The organism is Pseudomonas sp. (genome assembly GCF_049300855.1).
In the GTDB taxonomy this organism is placed as follows: Bacteria; Pseudomonadota; Gammaproteobacteria; order Pseudomonadales; family Pseudomonadaceae; genus Aquipseudomonas.
On record NZ_JBAQKH010000059.1, the window covers coordinates 42,894 to 57,202 of the forward strand.

Below are 14,309 nucleotides of genomic sequence, written 5' to 3' on the forward strand. Positions count from 1 at the left end.
CATGAAGACCATTCCCCACCAACAAATCACTGAACCGGCGGTCACCTGCTCGACCTGCGCGGCGTGCTGTTGCCAGCTCGAAGTGATGCTGATCACCGACACCGGCGTGCCCGATCGCTTTATCGATACTGATGAGTGGGGCGGTGAAGTGATGCTGCGTCTGGACGACGGCTGGTGTGCGGCGCTGGATCGCGACACGATGATGTGCACGATCTACGAAAAACGCCCGCTGATCTGCCGCGAATTCGAGATGGGCGCACCGGAGTGTATTGAAGAACGCAAAGGCATCACGACCGCCTACCGCTGATTTTTGAGTTCACTGAAAACAACTGTGGGAGCGAGCTTGCTCGCGAAGGCGGTTTTTCATTCAACATCATCGTTGAACATGAAACAGCTTTCGCGAGCAAGCTCGCTCCCACAGGGGTCAGGCGTGTATCAGTTACAGCGGCATCGTGTAGTGCAGCGAGTAACTTTCTACACCGTCGTTGCTGCTGGCCAGGCCGGCGTTGGAATAGTGCGTCGCACGAATCCCGACTTCATGCCCGCCATTGAAACGCAGACCAAAACCGAGGCGATCTTCAAACTGGAAAGAGCCGCCAAGATTGTTGGACTCGTATTTGGTGTTAGAGAACGCCGCCACACCAATCCCTGCCTCAACATACGGTTTGACCGATTGACCGGCAAACTCGTAAACGAATACCGGCGAGAACGACAGGCTGTTGTTGCTGGAGGTCTTGTCTCCTTCCCAGTAGGTGTAAGCCCCGCTCCAGTAACCGGTCAGGCGACCGACGTCGCTCTGCAGCCAGCTCTGGTCCCAGTCGAAATTCATGCCCAGGCGATAAGTCATGGTCGAATCGCTGGTGGCCCCCACCGCGAACTCCACGCCTGCCGCTTGTGCAGTAATACTTTGCCCCATCAGTGCGGCCGCAATCGCGGCCAAGCAGAATAGTCGCTTCACTTTGAAACTTCCTTTTCCGGAACGATCGTTTGGTTTTCTAGATAACTCATCGCTATAGAAGCTAGCGTCTGCTCAGAAGTTCAGCTGATTTTTTAGTTATTTCACAATTTTTTTACAAGTCGAAGTTTTGCACTTCGCCAGCAGTTTGACCCAGTAGCGGCAGGATGTTTTTGAAGTACGCAGGATCAGCGCTGGTCCAGAATCTGACCGGCTGGTTCGGGCCGGCAGCGAGTAAATCGCGCTCCGCCAAAAGCCGCTGCAGTTGCCGCGCCACGGCAGCGCCGGTATCGATCAGGCTGATGTCCTCGGGGATCATCGACTTGAGCATCGGCTTAAGGAAGGGATAGTGCGTGCAGCCAAGAATAATCGTGTCGCAACCGCTGGCCAGCAGCGGATCGACATAACTTTGCAGCAATGCGCGCAGCTCGGCGCTAAGCAAATCGCCGCTTTCAATCAGCTCGACCAGACCGGGGCACGGCTGAGTAATCACCCGCACGTCGGTGGCGAAGCGATCGAGCAGTGCGGCGAACTTGGCACTCTGCAACGTGCCGGTGGTGGCGAGCACGCCGACCACACCGCTGCGCGTTGCGGCTGCCGCCGGTTTGACCGCAGGCTCCATACCGACCAGCGGCCAGTCGGGAAAATCACGACGTAGATCGGCGACACCCGCGACCGTCGCGGTATTGCACGCGATGACCAAGGCCTTGGCGCCTTGCTCGCGGAAAAAACCGGCCATCACGCTGCAGCGCTGACGGATGAATTCCGGGGTTTTCTCACCGTAGGGAATGTGCCCGCAATCGGCGACATAGAGCAGCGATTCGTTGGGCAGCAAACGCTGGATTTCTGCCAGTACCGACAAGCCGCCGACCCCGGAGTCGAACACGCCGATCGGCGCTTCACGCATGGCGCGAACCACAGACGCTGCAACCCGGATCACGCTTGACCCGCAACTCGCGGAAACGCGAACCCAAGGCATCGATCAACAGCAAGCGACCCACCAGCGGCTCGCCGAAACCGACCAGGACCTTCAAGGCTTCAAGCGCTTGCAGGCTGCCGACCAGGCCCACCAGCGGCCCGACCACCCCGGCCTCGCTGCAGGTCAGTTCGGCTTCGCTGCCGTGGCCGTATAAACAGTGGTAGCAAGGGCTCTCGGCGCGACGCGGATCGAACACCGACAACTGCCCTTCCAGACGAATCGCCGCACCGCTGACCAGTGGCTTGCACGCCGCCACACACGCAGCGTTGACCGCTTCGCGGGTGGAGAAATTATCGGAGCAGTCGAGCACCAGATCCACCGCTGCCACGGCAGCCGCCAGAGAATCCTCGTCCAGCGCCTGACGATGGGCGATCAACTGAATCTCGGGATTGATCGCACTCAGACGCTTGAGCGCCGAGTCGACCTTGCTCATGCCGACGCTGTCGGTGTCATGGATGATCTGGCGTTGCAGGTTGGTCAGATCGACCGTGTCGAAATCCGCCAAGTGCAACTCACCGACACCCGCCGCCGCCAGATACAAGGCAACCGGCGCACCAAGACCGCCGAGGCCGACGATCAGCACGCGACTGTCCTTGAGCTTCAGTTGCCCGTCAATGTCGATGTGTTGCAGCAGAATCTGCCGGCTGTAGCGCAGCAATTCCTGATCATTCAGCACGGCAGGCGTCCCAGACTGATGCGTTGATGGCCGCCCAGATCGGTGCGGCTGTGGACTTCTTCGAAACCGCGCGTCAGCAGCAGATCGCGCACGGCTTCGGCTTGATCATAGCCGTGCTCGAGCATCAGCCAGCCAGCGGCCTGCAGATGCTCCGGGGCCTGATCGACGATCAAGCGCAGATCCTCGAGCCCGTGCTCACCAGCAACCAGCGCGCTGGCCGGTTCGAAGCGCACATCGCCTTCGACCAGATGCGGATCGGCGGCGGCAATGTACGGCGGGTTGCTGATGATCAACTGAAAACGCTGACCTTCCAGCGCACTGAACCAATGGCTGCTCAGTACTGTGGCGTTGTTCAAATGCAGACGCTGGCGATTGCGCTCGGCCAAGGCGACGGCTTCGAGCACACGATCCACCGCGGTGACTTTCCACGCCGGACGCTCGCTGGCCAAGGCCAAGGCGATCGCGCCGCTGCCGGTGCCGAGGTCGAGCACTGTGGCTGGCGTTGCGGGCAGCAATTGCAGCGCCGCTTCCACCAGCAACTCAGTGTCCGGGCGCGGGATCAGCGTGTGTGGCGCGACTTCCAGATCGAGTTTCCAGAAACCCTGCTGGCCGAGAATGTAGGCCACTGGCTCGCCGCCACGACGCCGTTGCAGGTAGTCGGCAAAGGTCAGCGCTGCCTCACTCGGCACGATGCGCTCGGGCCAGGTGTGCAGAAAGCTGCGCGATTTGCCCAGCGCAGCGGCGAGAAGCAATTCGGCGTCCAGACGAGCCGTCGGCGAATCCGGCAGTTCGGCGGCGCGCAACAGGCTGGCAATGATGGTCATTTATTCACCTATCGCTGCGAGTTGGTCAGCCTGGTACTCGGCCAGCAACGGCTCGATCACCGCTTCCACGCCACCGGCGAGAATTTCATCCAGCGAGTACAGGGTCAGGTTGACGCGATGGTCGGTGACCCGGCCCTGGGCATAGTTGTAAGTGCGAATCCGCTCGGAACGGTCACCGGAACCCACCAGCAATTTACGCTCACTGGCGATCGCATTGGCCGCCGCGGCGGTTTGCTGATCGTTGAGTTTGGCCGACAGCCAGGCCATCGCCCGGGCACGGTTCTTGTGCTGGGAACGCTCTTCCTGACACTCGACCACGGTGCCGGTCGGTATGTGCGTGATGCGGATCGCCGAATCGGTGGTGTTGACGTGCTGACCACCGGCCCCGGAGGATCGGTAAGTGTCGACGCGCAAATCCGCCGGGTTGATCTCGATGGCTTCGCGCTCGTCCGGCTCGGGCAACACCGCCACGGTGCAGGCCGAGGTGTGAATACGGCCCTGGGATTCGGTGGCGGGTACACGCTGGACGCGGTGCGCGCCGGATTCGAACTTCAGCTTGCCGTAGACGTTGTCGCCTTCAATGCGCGCGATCACTTCTTTATAGCCGCCGTGTTCGCCTTCGTTTGCCGAAAGGATCTCGACACGCCAGCCGCGGCGCTCGGCGTAACGCGAGTACATGCGGAACAGGTCGCCGGAGAAAATCGCCGCCTCGTCGCCACCAGTGCCGGCGCGAATTTCGAGGAAGACGTTGCGCCCGTCATTCGGATCCTTGGGCAGCAACATACGTTGCAGATCGTCTTCCAGGGTCACCAGCAATTCTTTGGCTTCGCGGACTTCTTCCACGGCCATTTCGCGCATGTCCGGATCGCTGTCCTTGAGCAGCGCCTGCGCGCCTTCAAGATCGCTTTGTACGCCGAGCAGCTTTTTATAGGCCTGCACGACCGGCTCGAGTTCGGCGTATTCCTTGGAATAGGCGCGGAACCTGGTTTGATCGGCAATGACTTCGCCGTCGCCAAGCAGCGCGGTCAGTTCCTCGAAACGGTCCTGGAGGACATCCAGCTTATTGAGCAGTGACGCTTTCATTGCGGTTTTTTATCCGAAAAGCTATCCGGTGAGCCCTCAAGGGCAAAGAGTTCCTGGGCCATGGCCAACGCATCGAGGCGGCCTTCGGCAGAAAGCTTTTTCAGTTGCACGCTGGGCGCATGCAACAGTTTATTGGTCAGGCCACGGGCCAGTTGCCCGAGCACCTCTTCGGCGTTGCCGCCATTGGCGAGCAGACGCAGGGCTTTTTGCAGCTCTTCGTCGCGCAGGCGTTCGCTCTGTTGACGATAGGCCTTGAGCACATCGACTGCCGCCAGCTCGCGCAGGCGCACCATGAAATCGTCGGCGCCGACCGAAACCATCTCTTCGGCCGCCTGCGCAGCGCCCTGACGGCTCTTGAGGTTTTCGGCGACCACTTCGTGGAGATCGTCGACGCTGTAGAGGTAAACGTCGTCCAACTCGCCGACTTCCGGCTCGATATCCCGGGGAACGGCAATGTCGACCATGAAGATCGGTTTGTGCTTGCGCAGCTTCAGCGCGCTCTCGACCGCGCCCTTGCCAAGAATCGGCAACTGACTGGCGGTCGAACTGATGACGATGTCGCTGCGCACCAGCTCCGCCGGGATGTCCGACAGCAACACCGCGTGGGCGCCGAACTGTTCGGCCAGCAAACTGGCGCGCTCCAGCGTGCGGTTGGCAACGACGATGCGCTTGACGCCCAGCTCGTGCAAATGGCGGGCAACCAGGGTGATGGTCTCGCCGGCGCCGATCAGCAAAGCCTGGCTGCGCTGCAAATCACTGAAAATCTGCTTCGCCAGGCTGACCGCGGCAAACGCCACGGACACCGGGTTTTCCCCGATCGCCGTGTCGGTGCGCACCTGCTTGGCGGCATTGAATGTCGCTTGAAACAGTCGCCCCAGCAGCGGGCCGATGGTGCCGGCCTCGCGCGCCACGGCGTAGGCCGATTTCATCTGGCCGAGAATCTGCGGCTCGCCCAGCACCAGCGAGTCGAGCCCGGAGGCGACACGCATCATGTGACGAACTGCCGCATCATCTTCATGCACATAAGCACTCGCACGCAGCTCATCGAGGCTTAAATGATGATAATCAGCCAGCCAGCGCAATACGACATCGGCAGAAAGCTGATCCTGTTCTATATAAAGCTCACTGCGATTGCAGGTGGAGAGGATCGCAGCTTCGCGGCTGTCGGTGAGTCGGCAGAGCTGCTGCAAGGCCTCCACCAGCTGCTCAGGCGTAAAGGCCACGCGCTCGCGGACGTCTACTGAAGCAGTCTTGTGGTTGATACCGAGTGCGAGGAAGGCCATTCAAGGTCGCTGATGGTGACGTGAAGCCGGCAATTGTCCTACTTAGAAAGATTCAGAACAACTACCGCTGACTATTGTCCCAATCGTCAGCCCCTATAATGGGCACAATTGAGACTCGGTTATGTTTGGCCGAAGGCTTGTGTCATGATGATCCGACCGCAGGTTAGTCGTCCTCTTCCTATATGAATAGATCTTCCGCGTTGCTCCTCGCTTTTGTCTTCCTCAGCGGCTGCCAGGCCTTGGCACCCGTGTCGCCGGACGGTACGCCGTCGGTTGAAGACACCACGCCTGCGCCTGAAAAGCCCAAGGTTTACAGCTCGTTCAGCGAGGAAACCGTTTTCAGCCTGTTGAGCGCCGAACTCGCCGGCCAGCGCAATCGTTTCGACATTGCCCTGGACAACTACGTGACCCAGGCCATCAATACGCAGGATCCGGGCGTTTCCGAACGCGCCTTCCGCATCGCCGAATATCTGGGCGCCGATCAACCGGCCCTCGATACCGCGCTGATCTGGGCGAAAAACGCTCCGGACGACCTCGAAGCGCAACGCGCCGCTGCCGTGCAACTGGCGCGCGCCGGGCGTTATGACGACTCGATGGTCTATATGGAGAAAGTCCTGCAGGGCAAGGGCGACACCCACTTCGACTTCCTCGCACTGTCGGCGGCGGATACCGATCAGGAAACCCGCAACGGTCTGATGAAAAGTTTTGACCGCTTGCTGCAGCGTCATCCGAACAACAGCCAGCTTATTTTTGGCAAAGCCCTGCTTTTGCAGCAGGACGGCGATAACAAGGCAGCACTGGCCCTGCTCGAAGACAATCCACCGGAAGACGGTGAGATTGCTCCGATTCTGCTGCGCGCGCGCCTGCTTCAGCTGCTCAACCGTGGCGACGAAGCCCTGCCGCTGCTGCAAAAAAGCATCAAGAAATACCCGGACGACAAGCGCCTGCGCCTGACTTACGCGCGCATGCTGGTCGAACAGGACCGCATGGACGACGCCAAGGCCGAGTTCTCCAGCCTCGTTCAGCAATACCCGGAAGACGACGAGTTGCGCTACTCGCTGGCGCTGGTCTGCCTGGAAGCCAAGGCGTGGGATGAAGCCAAGGGTTACCTGGAAGACTTGATCGCCCGTGAAAGCCACGTCGATTCGGCGCACCTGAACCTCGGCCGCATCGCCGAAGAACGCAATGACCCGCAAGGCGCACTTATCGAGTACGCCCAGGTCGGCCCGGGCAACGACTATCTGCCGGCGCAATTGCGTCAGGCCGATATTCTGATGAACAACGGCAAGACCGCTGAAGCGCAAAGCAAACTCGCCGCCCAGCGCGACGAACAACCGGATTACGCGATTCAGCTGTACCTGATCGAATCGGAAACCCTGTCGGCCAACAAACAGGACGACAAGGCCTGGAAAGTCTTGCAGACAGCTTTGCAGCAATACCCGGACGATCTGAATCTGCTCTACACCCGGGCGATGCTCGCGGAAAAGCGCAATGACCTGGCGCAAATGGAAAAAGACCTGCGCCTGATCATCAAGCGCGATCCGGACAACGCCATGGCGCTGAACGCCTTGGGCTACACCCTGTCCGATCGCACCACGCGCTACGCCGAGGCGAAAGCCCTGATCGAGCAGGCGCACCAGATCAATCCGGAAGACCCGGCGGTTCTCGACAGCCTCGGCTGGGTGAATTACCGCATGGGCAATCTGGATGACGCCGAGAAATATCTGCGTCAGGCGCTGGAGCGCTTCCCCGATCACGAAGTCGCCGCGCACCTCGGTGAAGTGTTGTGGACCAAGGGCAAGCAGCGCGAAGCCAAACAAATCTGGGGCAAATTCCTCAAGGATCAGCCCGACAGCACCATTCTGCGCAGCACCATCAAGCGCCTGACCGGATCCGAGACTCTTTAACCCATGTTTTTGCGCCACGTTATTGTTTTCAGCTTCATCGCCCTGCTCGCTGGCTGCTCGGGTTTTGGTACCCGCGAATCGGTCGAGGGCCACGGCAGTCCGGCTCAATGGGCCGCAAACAAACAGCAACTGACCGGACTCGATGGCTGGCAGATCGACGGCAAGATCGGCATCCGCGCACCGAAAGATTCCGGTAGCGGCACGCTGTTCTGGCTGCAACGTCAGGACTATTACGACATTCGTCTGTCCGGCCCACTGGGTCGTGGTGCAGCACGTCTGACCGGGCGTCCGGGCAAAGTCTCGCTGGAAGTCGCCAACCAGGGCCGCTACGAATCGCAATCGCCGGAAGCTTTGCTCGAAGAGCAGCTTGGCTGGAAATTGCCGGTGTCGAACCTGGCCTGGTGGGTGCGTGGCCTGCCGGCTCCCGATACTAAAAGTCGCCTGAATCTGGACGCCAACAGCCGTTTGGCCAACCTGGAACAGGATGGCTGGAAAGTCGAATACACCGCCTACACCGAACAAAATGGTTATTGGTTGCCGGAACGCATCAAGCTGCATGGCACTGACCTCGACGTGACGCTGGTGATCAAGACCTGGCAACCGCGCAAGTTGGGGCAATAACGCATGACCGCTGCACGCCTGACCCTGCCCTCGCCGGCCAAACTCAACCTGATGCTGCACATTCTCGGGCGCCGTGAAGACGGTTATCACGAGTTGCAGACCCTGTTTCAGTTTGTCGATTACGGCGATGAAATCACCTTTGCCGTGCGCGATGACGGCGTGATTCAGTTGCACACCGAATTCGAAGGCGTGCCACATGACAGCAACCTGATCGTGCGCGCGGCGAAAATGCTCCAGCAGCAATCCGCGTGCCCGCTCGGCATCGACATCTGGATTGATAAAGTCCTGCCCATGGGCGGCGGCATCGGTGGCGGCAGTTCAAATGCGGCGACCACGCTGCTCGGCCTGAATCATTTGTGGCAACTGGGTTGGGACGAAGATCGCCTCGCCGCACTGGGCCTGACACTGGGTGCCGACGTACCGGTTTTTGTCCGTGGCCACGCGGCGTTTGCCGAGGGCGTGGGCGAGAAACTCACCCCGGTGGATCCCGAAGAACCGTGGTATCTGGTGCTCGTGCCGCAAGTCTCTGTTAGTACGGCAGAAATTTTTTCCGATCCTTTGTTGACACGTAACACGCCGCCCATTAAAGTGCGCCCCGTTCCCGAGGGAAACAGTCGAAATGACTGCTTGCCGGTGGTTGCAAGGCGTTATCCAGAAGTACGTAACGCATTGGATTTGTTAGGTAAATTTACCGAAGCAAAACTCACCGGAACTGGAAGTTGTGTGTTTGGGGGCTTCCCAAGCAAAGCTGAAGCTGATAAAGTCTCGGCCCTTCTGACAGAGACCCTTACAGGGTTTGTAGCCAAAGGCAGCAACGTTTCGATGTTGCACCGCAAGCTGCAAAGTCTGCTCTAAAGGAACCAAGTGCTCGGCACTTGATGCAACAGATACAGGGGCGTCGCCAAGCGGTAAGGCAGCAGGTTTTGATCCTGCCATGCGTTGGTTCGAATCCAGCCGCCCCTGCCATTTTCTATACTCATCCAGGTTACCCTCAGCCTCTAGGTACTGCGCGTGTCCAAGATGATGGTCTTTACGGGGAACGCTAACCCCGATCTGGCTCGGCGTGTTGTACGTCAGCTGCATATCCCTCTCGGTGACATCTCTGTCGGTAAATTCTCCGACGGCGAAATTACAGCCGAGATCAATGAAAACGTTCGCGGTAAAGACGTTTTCATTATTCAGCCGACTTGCGCCCCGACCAACGACAACCTGATGGAACTGGTAGTGATGGCTGATGCCTTCCGCCGCTCCTCGGCTACTCGTATCACTGCTGTTATTCCTTATTTTGGTTATGCCCGTCAGGATCGCCGTCCGCGTTCCGCACGTGTGGCTATCAGCGCGAAAGTCGTCGCTGACATGCTTACCGTAGTCGGCATCGACCGTGTTCTCACGGTTGATCTGCATGCTGACCAGATTCAGGGTTTCTTCGATATTCCGGTAGATAACATCTACGGCTCCCCGGTTCTGGTGGATGACATTGAAGATCAGCGCTTCGAAAACCTGATGATCGTGTCCCCGGACATTGGTGGCGTCGTGCGTGCACGTGCCGTTGCCAAATCCCTGGGCGTGGACCTCGGGATCATCGACAAACGCCGTGAGAAAGCCAATCACTCTGAAGTGATGCATATCATCGGTGATGTCGAAGGGCGTACCTGCATTCTGGTCGATGACATGGTCGATACCGCCGGCACTCTGTGCCACGCGGCCAAGGCCTTGAAAGAGCATGGCGCAGCCAAGGTCTTTGCCTACTGCACACACCCTGTGCTGTCGGGTCGGGCCATCGAGAATATCGAAAATTCCGTGCTGGACGAGCTGGTGGTGACTAACACCATCCCGCTGTCCGCTGCAGCACAAGCCTGTGCACGTATCCGTCAACTGGATATCGCACCGGTTGTTGCCGAAGCGGTTCGCCGCATCAGCAATGAAGAATCGATCAGCGCGATGTTCCGTTAAGGGCCCTGCCCTTCGCGAAATGTCTCGTTGACGAAAAGCGCCCCGCCCCGGCATTCCTGCCGGGGCGGGGCTTTTTTGCCCATACCGTGTTTGGCGCTGGTCGCAAACGCCACTCGGTCATGGCTATTTTGGAGATACAAAATGAACGATTTTACTCTGAATGCTGAAGTGCGTTCCGACCTGGGGAAAGGTGCGAGCCGCCGCCTGCGTCGTCTCGCCGCTCTGGTTCCAGCTGTTGTTTACGGTGGCGAGAAAGCCCCTGAATCCATCAGCATGCTGGCCAAAGAAGTTGCCAAACTGCTCGAAAACGAAGCGGCTTACAGCCACATCATCGAGCTGAACGTTGGTGGCACCAAGCAGAACGTCATCATCAAAGCTCTGCAACGTCACCCGGCTAAAGGCCACGTTCTGCACGCTGACTTCGTACGCGTTGTCGCTGGCCAGAAACTGACCGCTATCGTTCCTGTGCACTTCATCAACGAAGCTGCTCCTGTGAAGAAAGGCGGCGAAATCTCGCACGTTGTTGCCGAGATCGAAGTTTCCTGCCTGCCGAAAGATCTGCCTGAGTTCATCGAAGTCGACCTGGCTGACGCTGAAATCGGTTCGATCATTCACCTGTCGGACCTCAAAGCTCCGAAAGGCGTTGAATTCGTTGCTCTGGCACACGGCGATGACAAGGCTGTTGCCAACGTCCACGCTCCACGTGTTGCTCCAGAAGCTACCGAAGAAGGCGCAGCAGAGTAATTCACTCTGTCATGCCTGAGTGAGCAAGTAACATCGCGGACTGGAACGTAGCGAGAAAGCGGGCGAGAACGCGGAGTTTACATCCATGGTAAATGAGCATTTTTCGTCCACTTTCGCCGCTTTCCCTGATCGCGGCGATGTTACTCACCACTCAAAGGAAGGGCCCCTATCGTGACTGCCATCAAACTGATCGTTGGCCTGGGAAATCCAGGCGCCGAATACGACCAGACCCGGCATAACGCAGGGGCCCTTTTTGTTGAGCGCATCGCCCACGCACAGAATGTGAATCTTGTGGCCGATCGCAAATATTTTGGCCTGACCGGGCGCTATTCGCATCAGGGTCAGGATGTTCGTCTGCTGATTCCCACCACCTACATGAACCGCAGCGGCCAGGCCGTGGCGGCACTCGCCGGTTTCTTCCGCATCAAGCCTGAAGAAATCCTCGTGGCGCATGACGAACTCGACTTGCCTCCGGGCGTTGCCAAGCTCAAGCAGGGCGGCGGCCATGGCGGTCACAACGGGTTGCGCGACATCATTGCGCAACTGGGCAATCAGAATACGTTCTACCGCCTGCGGCTTGGCATTGGCCACCCGGGCGTCGCCAGTATGGTTTCAAATTTCGTCCTGGGTCGTGCGCCACGCGCCGAACAGGAAAAACTCGATGCCAGCATCGACTTTGCCCTCGGCGTGCTGCCGGATATCCTCGCCGGTGAATGGAACCGCGCGATGAAAAACCTGCACAGCCAGAAGGCCTGACTCTACTCCGAGGGGAAACACCATGGGATTCAATTGCGGCATCGTCGGCCTGCCTAACGTCGGCAAGTCCACCCTGTTCAACGCCCTGACCAAATCCGGTATCGCGGCTGAAAACTTCCCCTTCTGCACCATCGAGCCGAACAGCGGCATCGTGCCGATGCCGGATCCGCGTCTGGAAGCCTTGGCCGCCATCGTCAATCCGAAGCGCATCCTGCCGACCACCATGGAATTCGTCGACATCGCAGGCCTCGTTGCCGGCGCCTCGAAAGGTGAAGGCCTGGGCAACAAGTTTCTCGCCAACATCCGCGAGACCGACGCCATCGCTCACGTGGTGCGCTGCTTCGAAGATGAAAACGTGATCCACGTTTCCAACAGCGTCGACCCGAAACGCGATATCGAAATCATCGACCTGGAACTGATCTTCGCCGACCTCGACAGCTGCGAGAAGCAACTGCAGAAAGTCGCGCGTAACGCCAAGGGCGGTGACAAGGACGCCGTGGTTCAGAAAGCTCTGCTGGAGCAACTGATCGCGCACTTCACCGAAGGCAAGCCGGCGCGCAGCCTGATGAAGAACATGAGCGCGGACGAAAAAACCGTGATCAAGGGCTTCCACCTGCTGACCACCAAACCGGTCATGTACATCGCCAACGTCGCTGAAGACGGTTTCGAGAACAACCCGCACCTGGACGTGGTTCGCGCCATCGCCGAAGAAGAAGGCGCCATGGTTGTTCCGGTCTGCAACAAGATCGAAGCGGAAATTGCCGAACTGGATGACGGCGAAGAGAAGGACATGTTCCTCGAGGCCCTGGGCCTGGAAGAGCCTGGCCTGAACCGCGTGATCCGCGCCGGCTACGAAATGCTGCACCTGCAGACCTACTTCACCGCCGGTGTCGAAGAAGTCCGCGCCTGGACCGTCAAAGTCGGTGCCACCGCACCTCAGGCTGCCGGCGTGATCCACACCGACTTCGAGAAAGGCTTCATCCGCGCCGAAGTGATCGCCTACAACGACTTCATCCAGTACAAGGGTGAAGCCGGTACCAAGGAAGCCGGTAAATGGCGTCTGGAAGGCAAGGATTACATCGTCAAAGACGGCGACGTCATGCACTTCCGCTTCAACGTGTAAGCGGTACGCCCAAGAAAAAGCCGCGTTTGATACGCGGCTTTTTTGTGCCTGCGATTTATGGCCCAACACATTTCCCCTGTGGGAGCGAGCTTGCTCGCGAAAGCGGTGTGTCAGGTAAACATTCGTCGCCTGACACGCCCTCTTCGCGAGAAAGCTCGCTCCCACAGTTGGGAATGGTGTGGCGTCAGACCTTTTTGGTACGCGGCAAGAAAATTGCCAACACGCCAAACAACGGCAGAAACGAACACAGGAAATACACATACTCAATTCCGTGAATATCCGCCAGATGCCCGAGCAACGCCGCGCCAATCCCGCCAAAACCAAACATCAAACCGAAGAACACCCCGGCAATCATCCCGACATTGCCCGGCACCAGTTCCTGCGCGTACACCACGATCGCCGAGAATGCCGAAGCCAGAATGAAGCCGATCACCACACTGAGAACAGTGGTCCAGAACAGATCGACGTGAGGCATCAGCAACGTGAACGGCGCCACACCGAGGATCGAAAACCAGATCACCGCTTTACGGCCGATCTTGTCGCCGATCGGCCCACCGAAGAACGTCCCTGCCGCCACCGCGCCCAAGAACAGGAACAGGTGCAGTTGCGAACTGGCCACCGACAGGTCGAACTTCTCGATCAGGTAGAAGGTGAAGTAACTGGTCAGACTGGCCATGTAGAAATACTTCGAAAACACCAACAGCCCCAGCACCACCAACGCACTGGTCACCCTGCCCTTCGACAGCCCGTGAGTCGCGGCCTGACCGGCCTTGAGCTTGAACAGATTCAAGTGATGGGCATACCAACGACTGATGCGGTACAGCACGAACAGCGCAAACACTGCGAACAAACCGAACCACGCCACATTGCCCTGGCCGAACGGAATGATGATCGCCGCCGCCAGCAACGGGCCGAACGCGGAACCGGCATTACCACCGACCTGGAAGGTCGATTGCGCCAGACCAAAGCGTCCGCCCGAGGCCAGCCGGGCAATCCGCGAGGCTTCAGGGTGGAACGTCGAGGAACCGATACCGATCAGCGCCGCCGCCAGCAGAATCAACGGGAAACTGCCGACCATTGACATCATCACGATGCCGATCAATGTGCAGATCGAACCGGCCGGCAACAGCCACGGTTTCGGGTGCCGATCGGTGTGATAACCGACCCACGGCTGCAACAGCGAAGCGGTCAGTTGAAAGGTCAGGGTGATCAGGCCGACCTGAGTAAACGTCAGGCCGTAATTGGCCTTGAGCATCGGATAGATAGAAGGCAAAACCGACTGGATCAGGTCGTTGATCAAATGCGCCAGCGCCACTGCGCCGATGATACGCATCACCAAAGGACTGCTTTGGGGAGCAGCGGGCGCCGAGGCAGCGGCGGTCTGAACGTTGCTGATAGCCATGGG

Annotated in this window: 15 protein-coding genes and 1 tRNA gene; 9 read left to right on the forward strand and 7 right to left on the reverse strand. The window is 58.9% G+C overall.

All coding sequences use genetic code 11. From position 1 onward, the window contains the following. The first annotated feature begins 1 nt into the window (after nucleotide 1). Nucleotides 2-307: a YkgJ family cysteine cluster protein gene (locus WA225_RS27990; RefSeq protein WP_077574517.1), complete on the forward strand. Its 306-nt coding sequence runs from the start codon at nucleotides 2-4 to the stop codon at nucleotides 305-307. A gap of 132 nt (nucleotides 308-439) precedes the next feature. Here WA225_RS27990 and WA225_RS27995 read toward each other — a convergent pair whose 3' ends face one another. The 6 genes from WA225_RS27995 to hemA form a co-directional block, all read right to left on the reverse strand. Further along, entirely contained in the window at nucleotides 440-958 is a 519-nt protein-coding gene (locus WA225_RS27995) for an acyloxyacyl hydrolase (RefSeq protein WP_422610449.1), read from the reverse strand. Nucleotides 959-1,070: 112 nt separating this feature from the next. Next, entirely contained in the window at nucleotides 1,071-1,862 is a 792-nt protein-coding gene (murI, locus tag WA225_RS28000) for a glutamate racemase (RefSeq protein ID WP_422610450.1), read from the reverse strand. Beyond that, nucleotides 1,855-2,610, reverse strand: a complete 756-nt coding sequence (locus WA225_RS28005) for a molybdopterin-synthase adenylyltransferase MoeB (protein ID WP_064120444.1) — start codon at nucleotides 2,608-2,610, stop codon at nucleotides 1,855-1,857. The genes murI and WA225_RS28005 overlap by 8 nt, the downstream gene beginning before the upstream one ends. Beyond that, the gene (prmC, locus tag WA225_RS28010; RefSeq protein WP_422610451.1) at nucleotides 2,604-3,434 is read right to left on the reverse strand and encodes a peptide chain release factor N(5)-glutamine methyltransferase; all 831 of its coding nucleotides are present in this window, start codon (nucleotides 3,432-3,434) and stop codon (nucleotides 2,604-2,606) included. The genes WA225_RS28005 and prmC overlap by 7 nt, the downstream gene beginning before the upstream one ends. Beyond that, on the reverse strand, nucleotides 3,435-4,517 hold the full coding sequence (gene prfA, locus WA225_RS28015) for a peptide chain release factor 1 (RefSeq protein WP_422610452.1): 1,083 nt from the start codon (nucleotides 4,515-4,517) through the stop codon (nucleotides 3,435-3,437). Next, nucleotides 4,514-5,800, reverse strand: a complete 1,287-nt coding sequence (hemA, locus tag WA225_RS28020; protein WP_422610453.1) for a glutamyl-tRNA reductase — start codon at nucleotides 5,798-5,800, stop codon at nucleotides 4,514-4,516. Before hemA ends, prfA begins: the two co-directional genes overlap by 4 nt. A 182-nt stretch (nucleotides 5,801-5,982) precedes the next feature. On the opposite strand from hemA, the gene WA225_RS28025 reads away from it, so the two are divergent. From WA225_RS28025 to ychF, 8 genes are all read left to right on the forward strand, one after another. Next, nucleotides 5,983-7,707: a tetratricopeptide repeat protein gene (locus WA225_RS28025; RefSeq protein ID WP_422610454.1), complete on the forward strand. Its 1,725-nt coding sequence runs from the start codon at nucleotides 5,983-5,985 to the stop codon at nucleotides 7,705-7,707. A 3-nt stretch (nucleotides 7,708-7,710) separates the two neighbouring features. Then, the gene (gene lolB / locus WA225_RS28030; RefSeq protein WP_422610455.1) at nucleotides 7,711-8,328 is read left to right on the forward strand and encodes a lipoprotein insertase outer membrane protein LolB; all 618 of its coding nucleotides are present in this window, start codon (nucleotides 7,711-7,713) and stop codon (nucleotides 8,326-8,328) included. 3 nt (nucleotides 8,329-8,331) lie between these two features. After that, entirely contained in the window at nucleotides 8,332-9,183 is an 852-nt protein-coding gene (ispE, locus tag WA225_RS28035) for a 4-(cytidine 5'-diphospho)-2-C-methyl-D-erythritol kinase (protein WP_064120438.1), read from the forward strand. Between the two features lie 36 nt (nucleotides 9,184-9,219). Then, a tRNA-Gln gene (locus WA225_RS28040) sits at nucleotides 9,220-9,294 on the forward strand. 45 nt (nucleotides 9,295-9,339) lie between these two features. Continuing rightward, on the forward strand, nucleotides 9,340-10,281 hold the full coding sequence (locus WA225_RS28045; protein WP_003171603.1) for a ribose-phosphate pyrophosphokinase: 942 nt from the start codon (nucleotides 9,340-9,342) through the stop codon (nucleotides 10,279-10,281). Between the two features lie 141 nt (nucleotides 10,282-10,422). Then, nucleotides 10,423-11,025, forward strand: a complete 603-nt coding sequence (locus WA225_RS28050; protein ID WP_422610456.1) for a 50S ribosomal protein L25/general stress protein Ctc — start codon at nucleotides 10,423-10,425, stop codon at nucleotides 11,023-11,025. Nucleotides 11,026-11,196: 171 nt separating this feature from the next. Beyond that, complete coding sequence (pth, locus tag WA225_RS28055) at nucleotides 11,197-11,781, forward strand: aminoacyl-tRNA hydrolase (RefSeq protein ID WP_008079560.1); 585 nt, start codon at nucleotides 11,197-11,199, stop codon at nucleotides 11,779-11,781. Between the two features lie 22 nt (nucleotides 11,782-11,803). After that, complete coding sequence (gene ychF, locus WA225_RS28060) at nucleotides 11,804-12,904, forward strand: redox-regulated ATPase YchF (protein WP_422610457.1); 1,101 nt, start codon at nucleotides 11,804-11,806, stop codon at nucleotides 12,902-12,904. A 184-nt stretch (nucleotides 12,905-13,088) separates the two neighbouring features. On the opposite strand, the gene WA225_RS28065 is transcribed toward ychF, so the two are convergent. Then, the gene (locus tag WA225_RS28065) at nucleotides 13,089-14,306 is read right to left on the reverse strand and encodes an MFS transporter (RefSeq protein WP_422610458.1); all 1,218 of its coding nucleotides are present in this window, start codon (nucleotides 14,304-14,306) and stop codon (nucleotides 13,089-13,091) included. Between the last annotated feature and the right edge of the window lie 3 nt (nucleotides 14,307-14,309).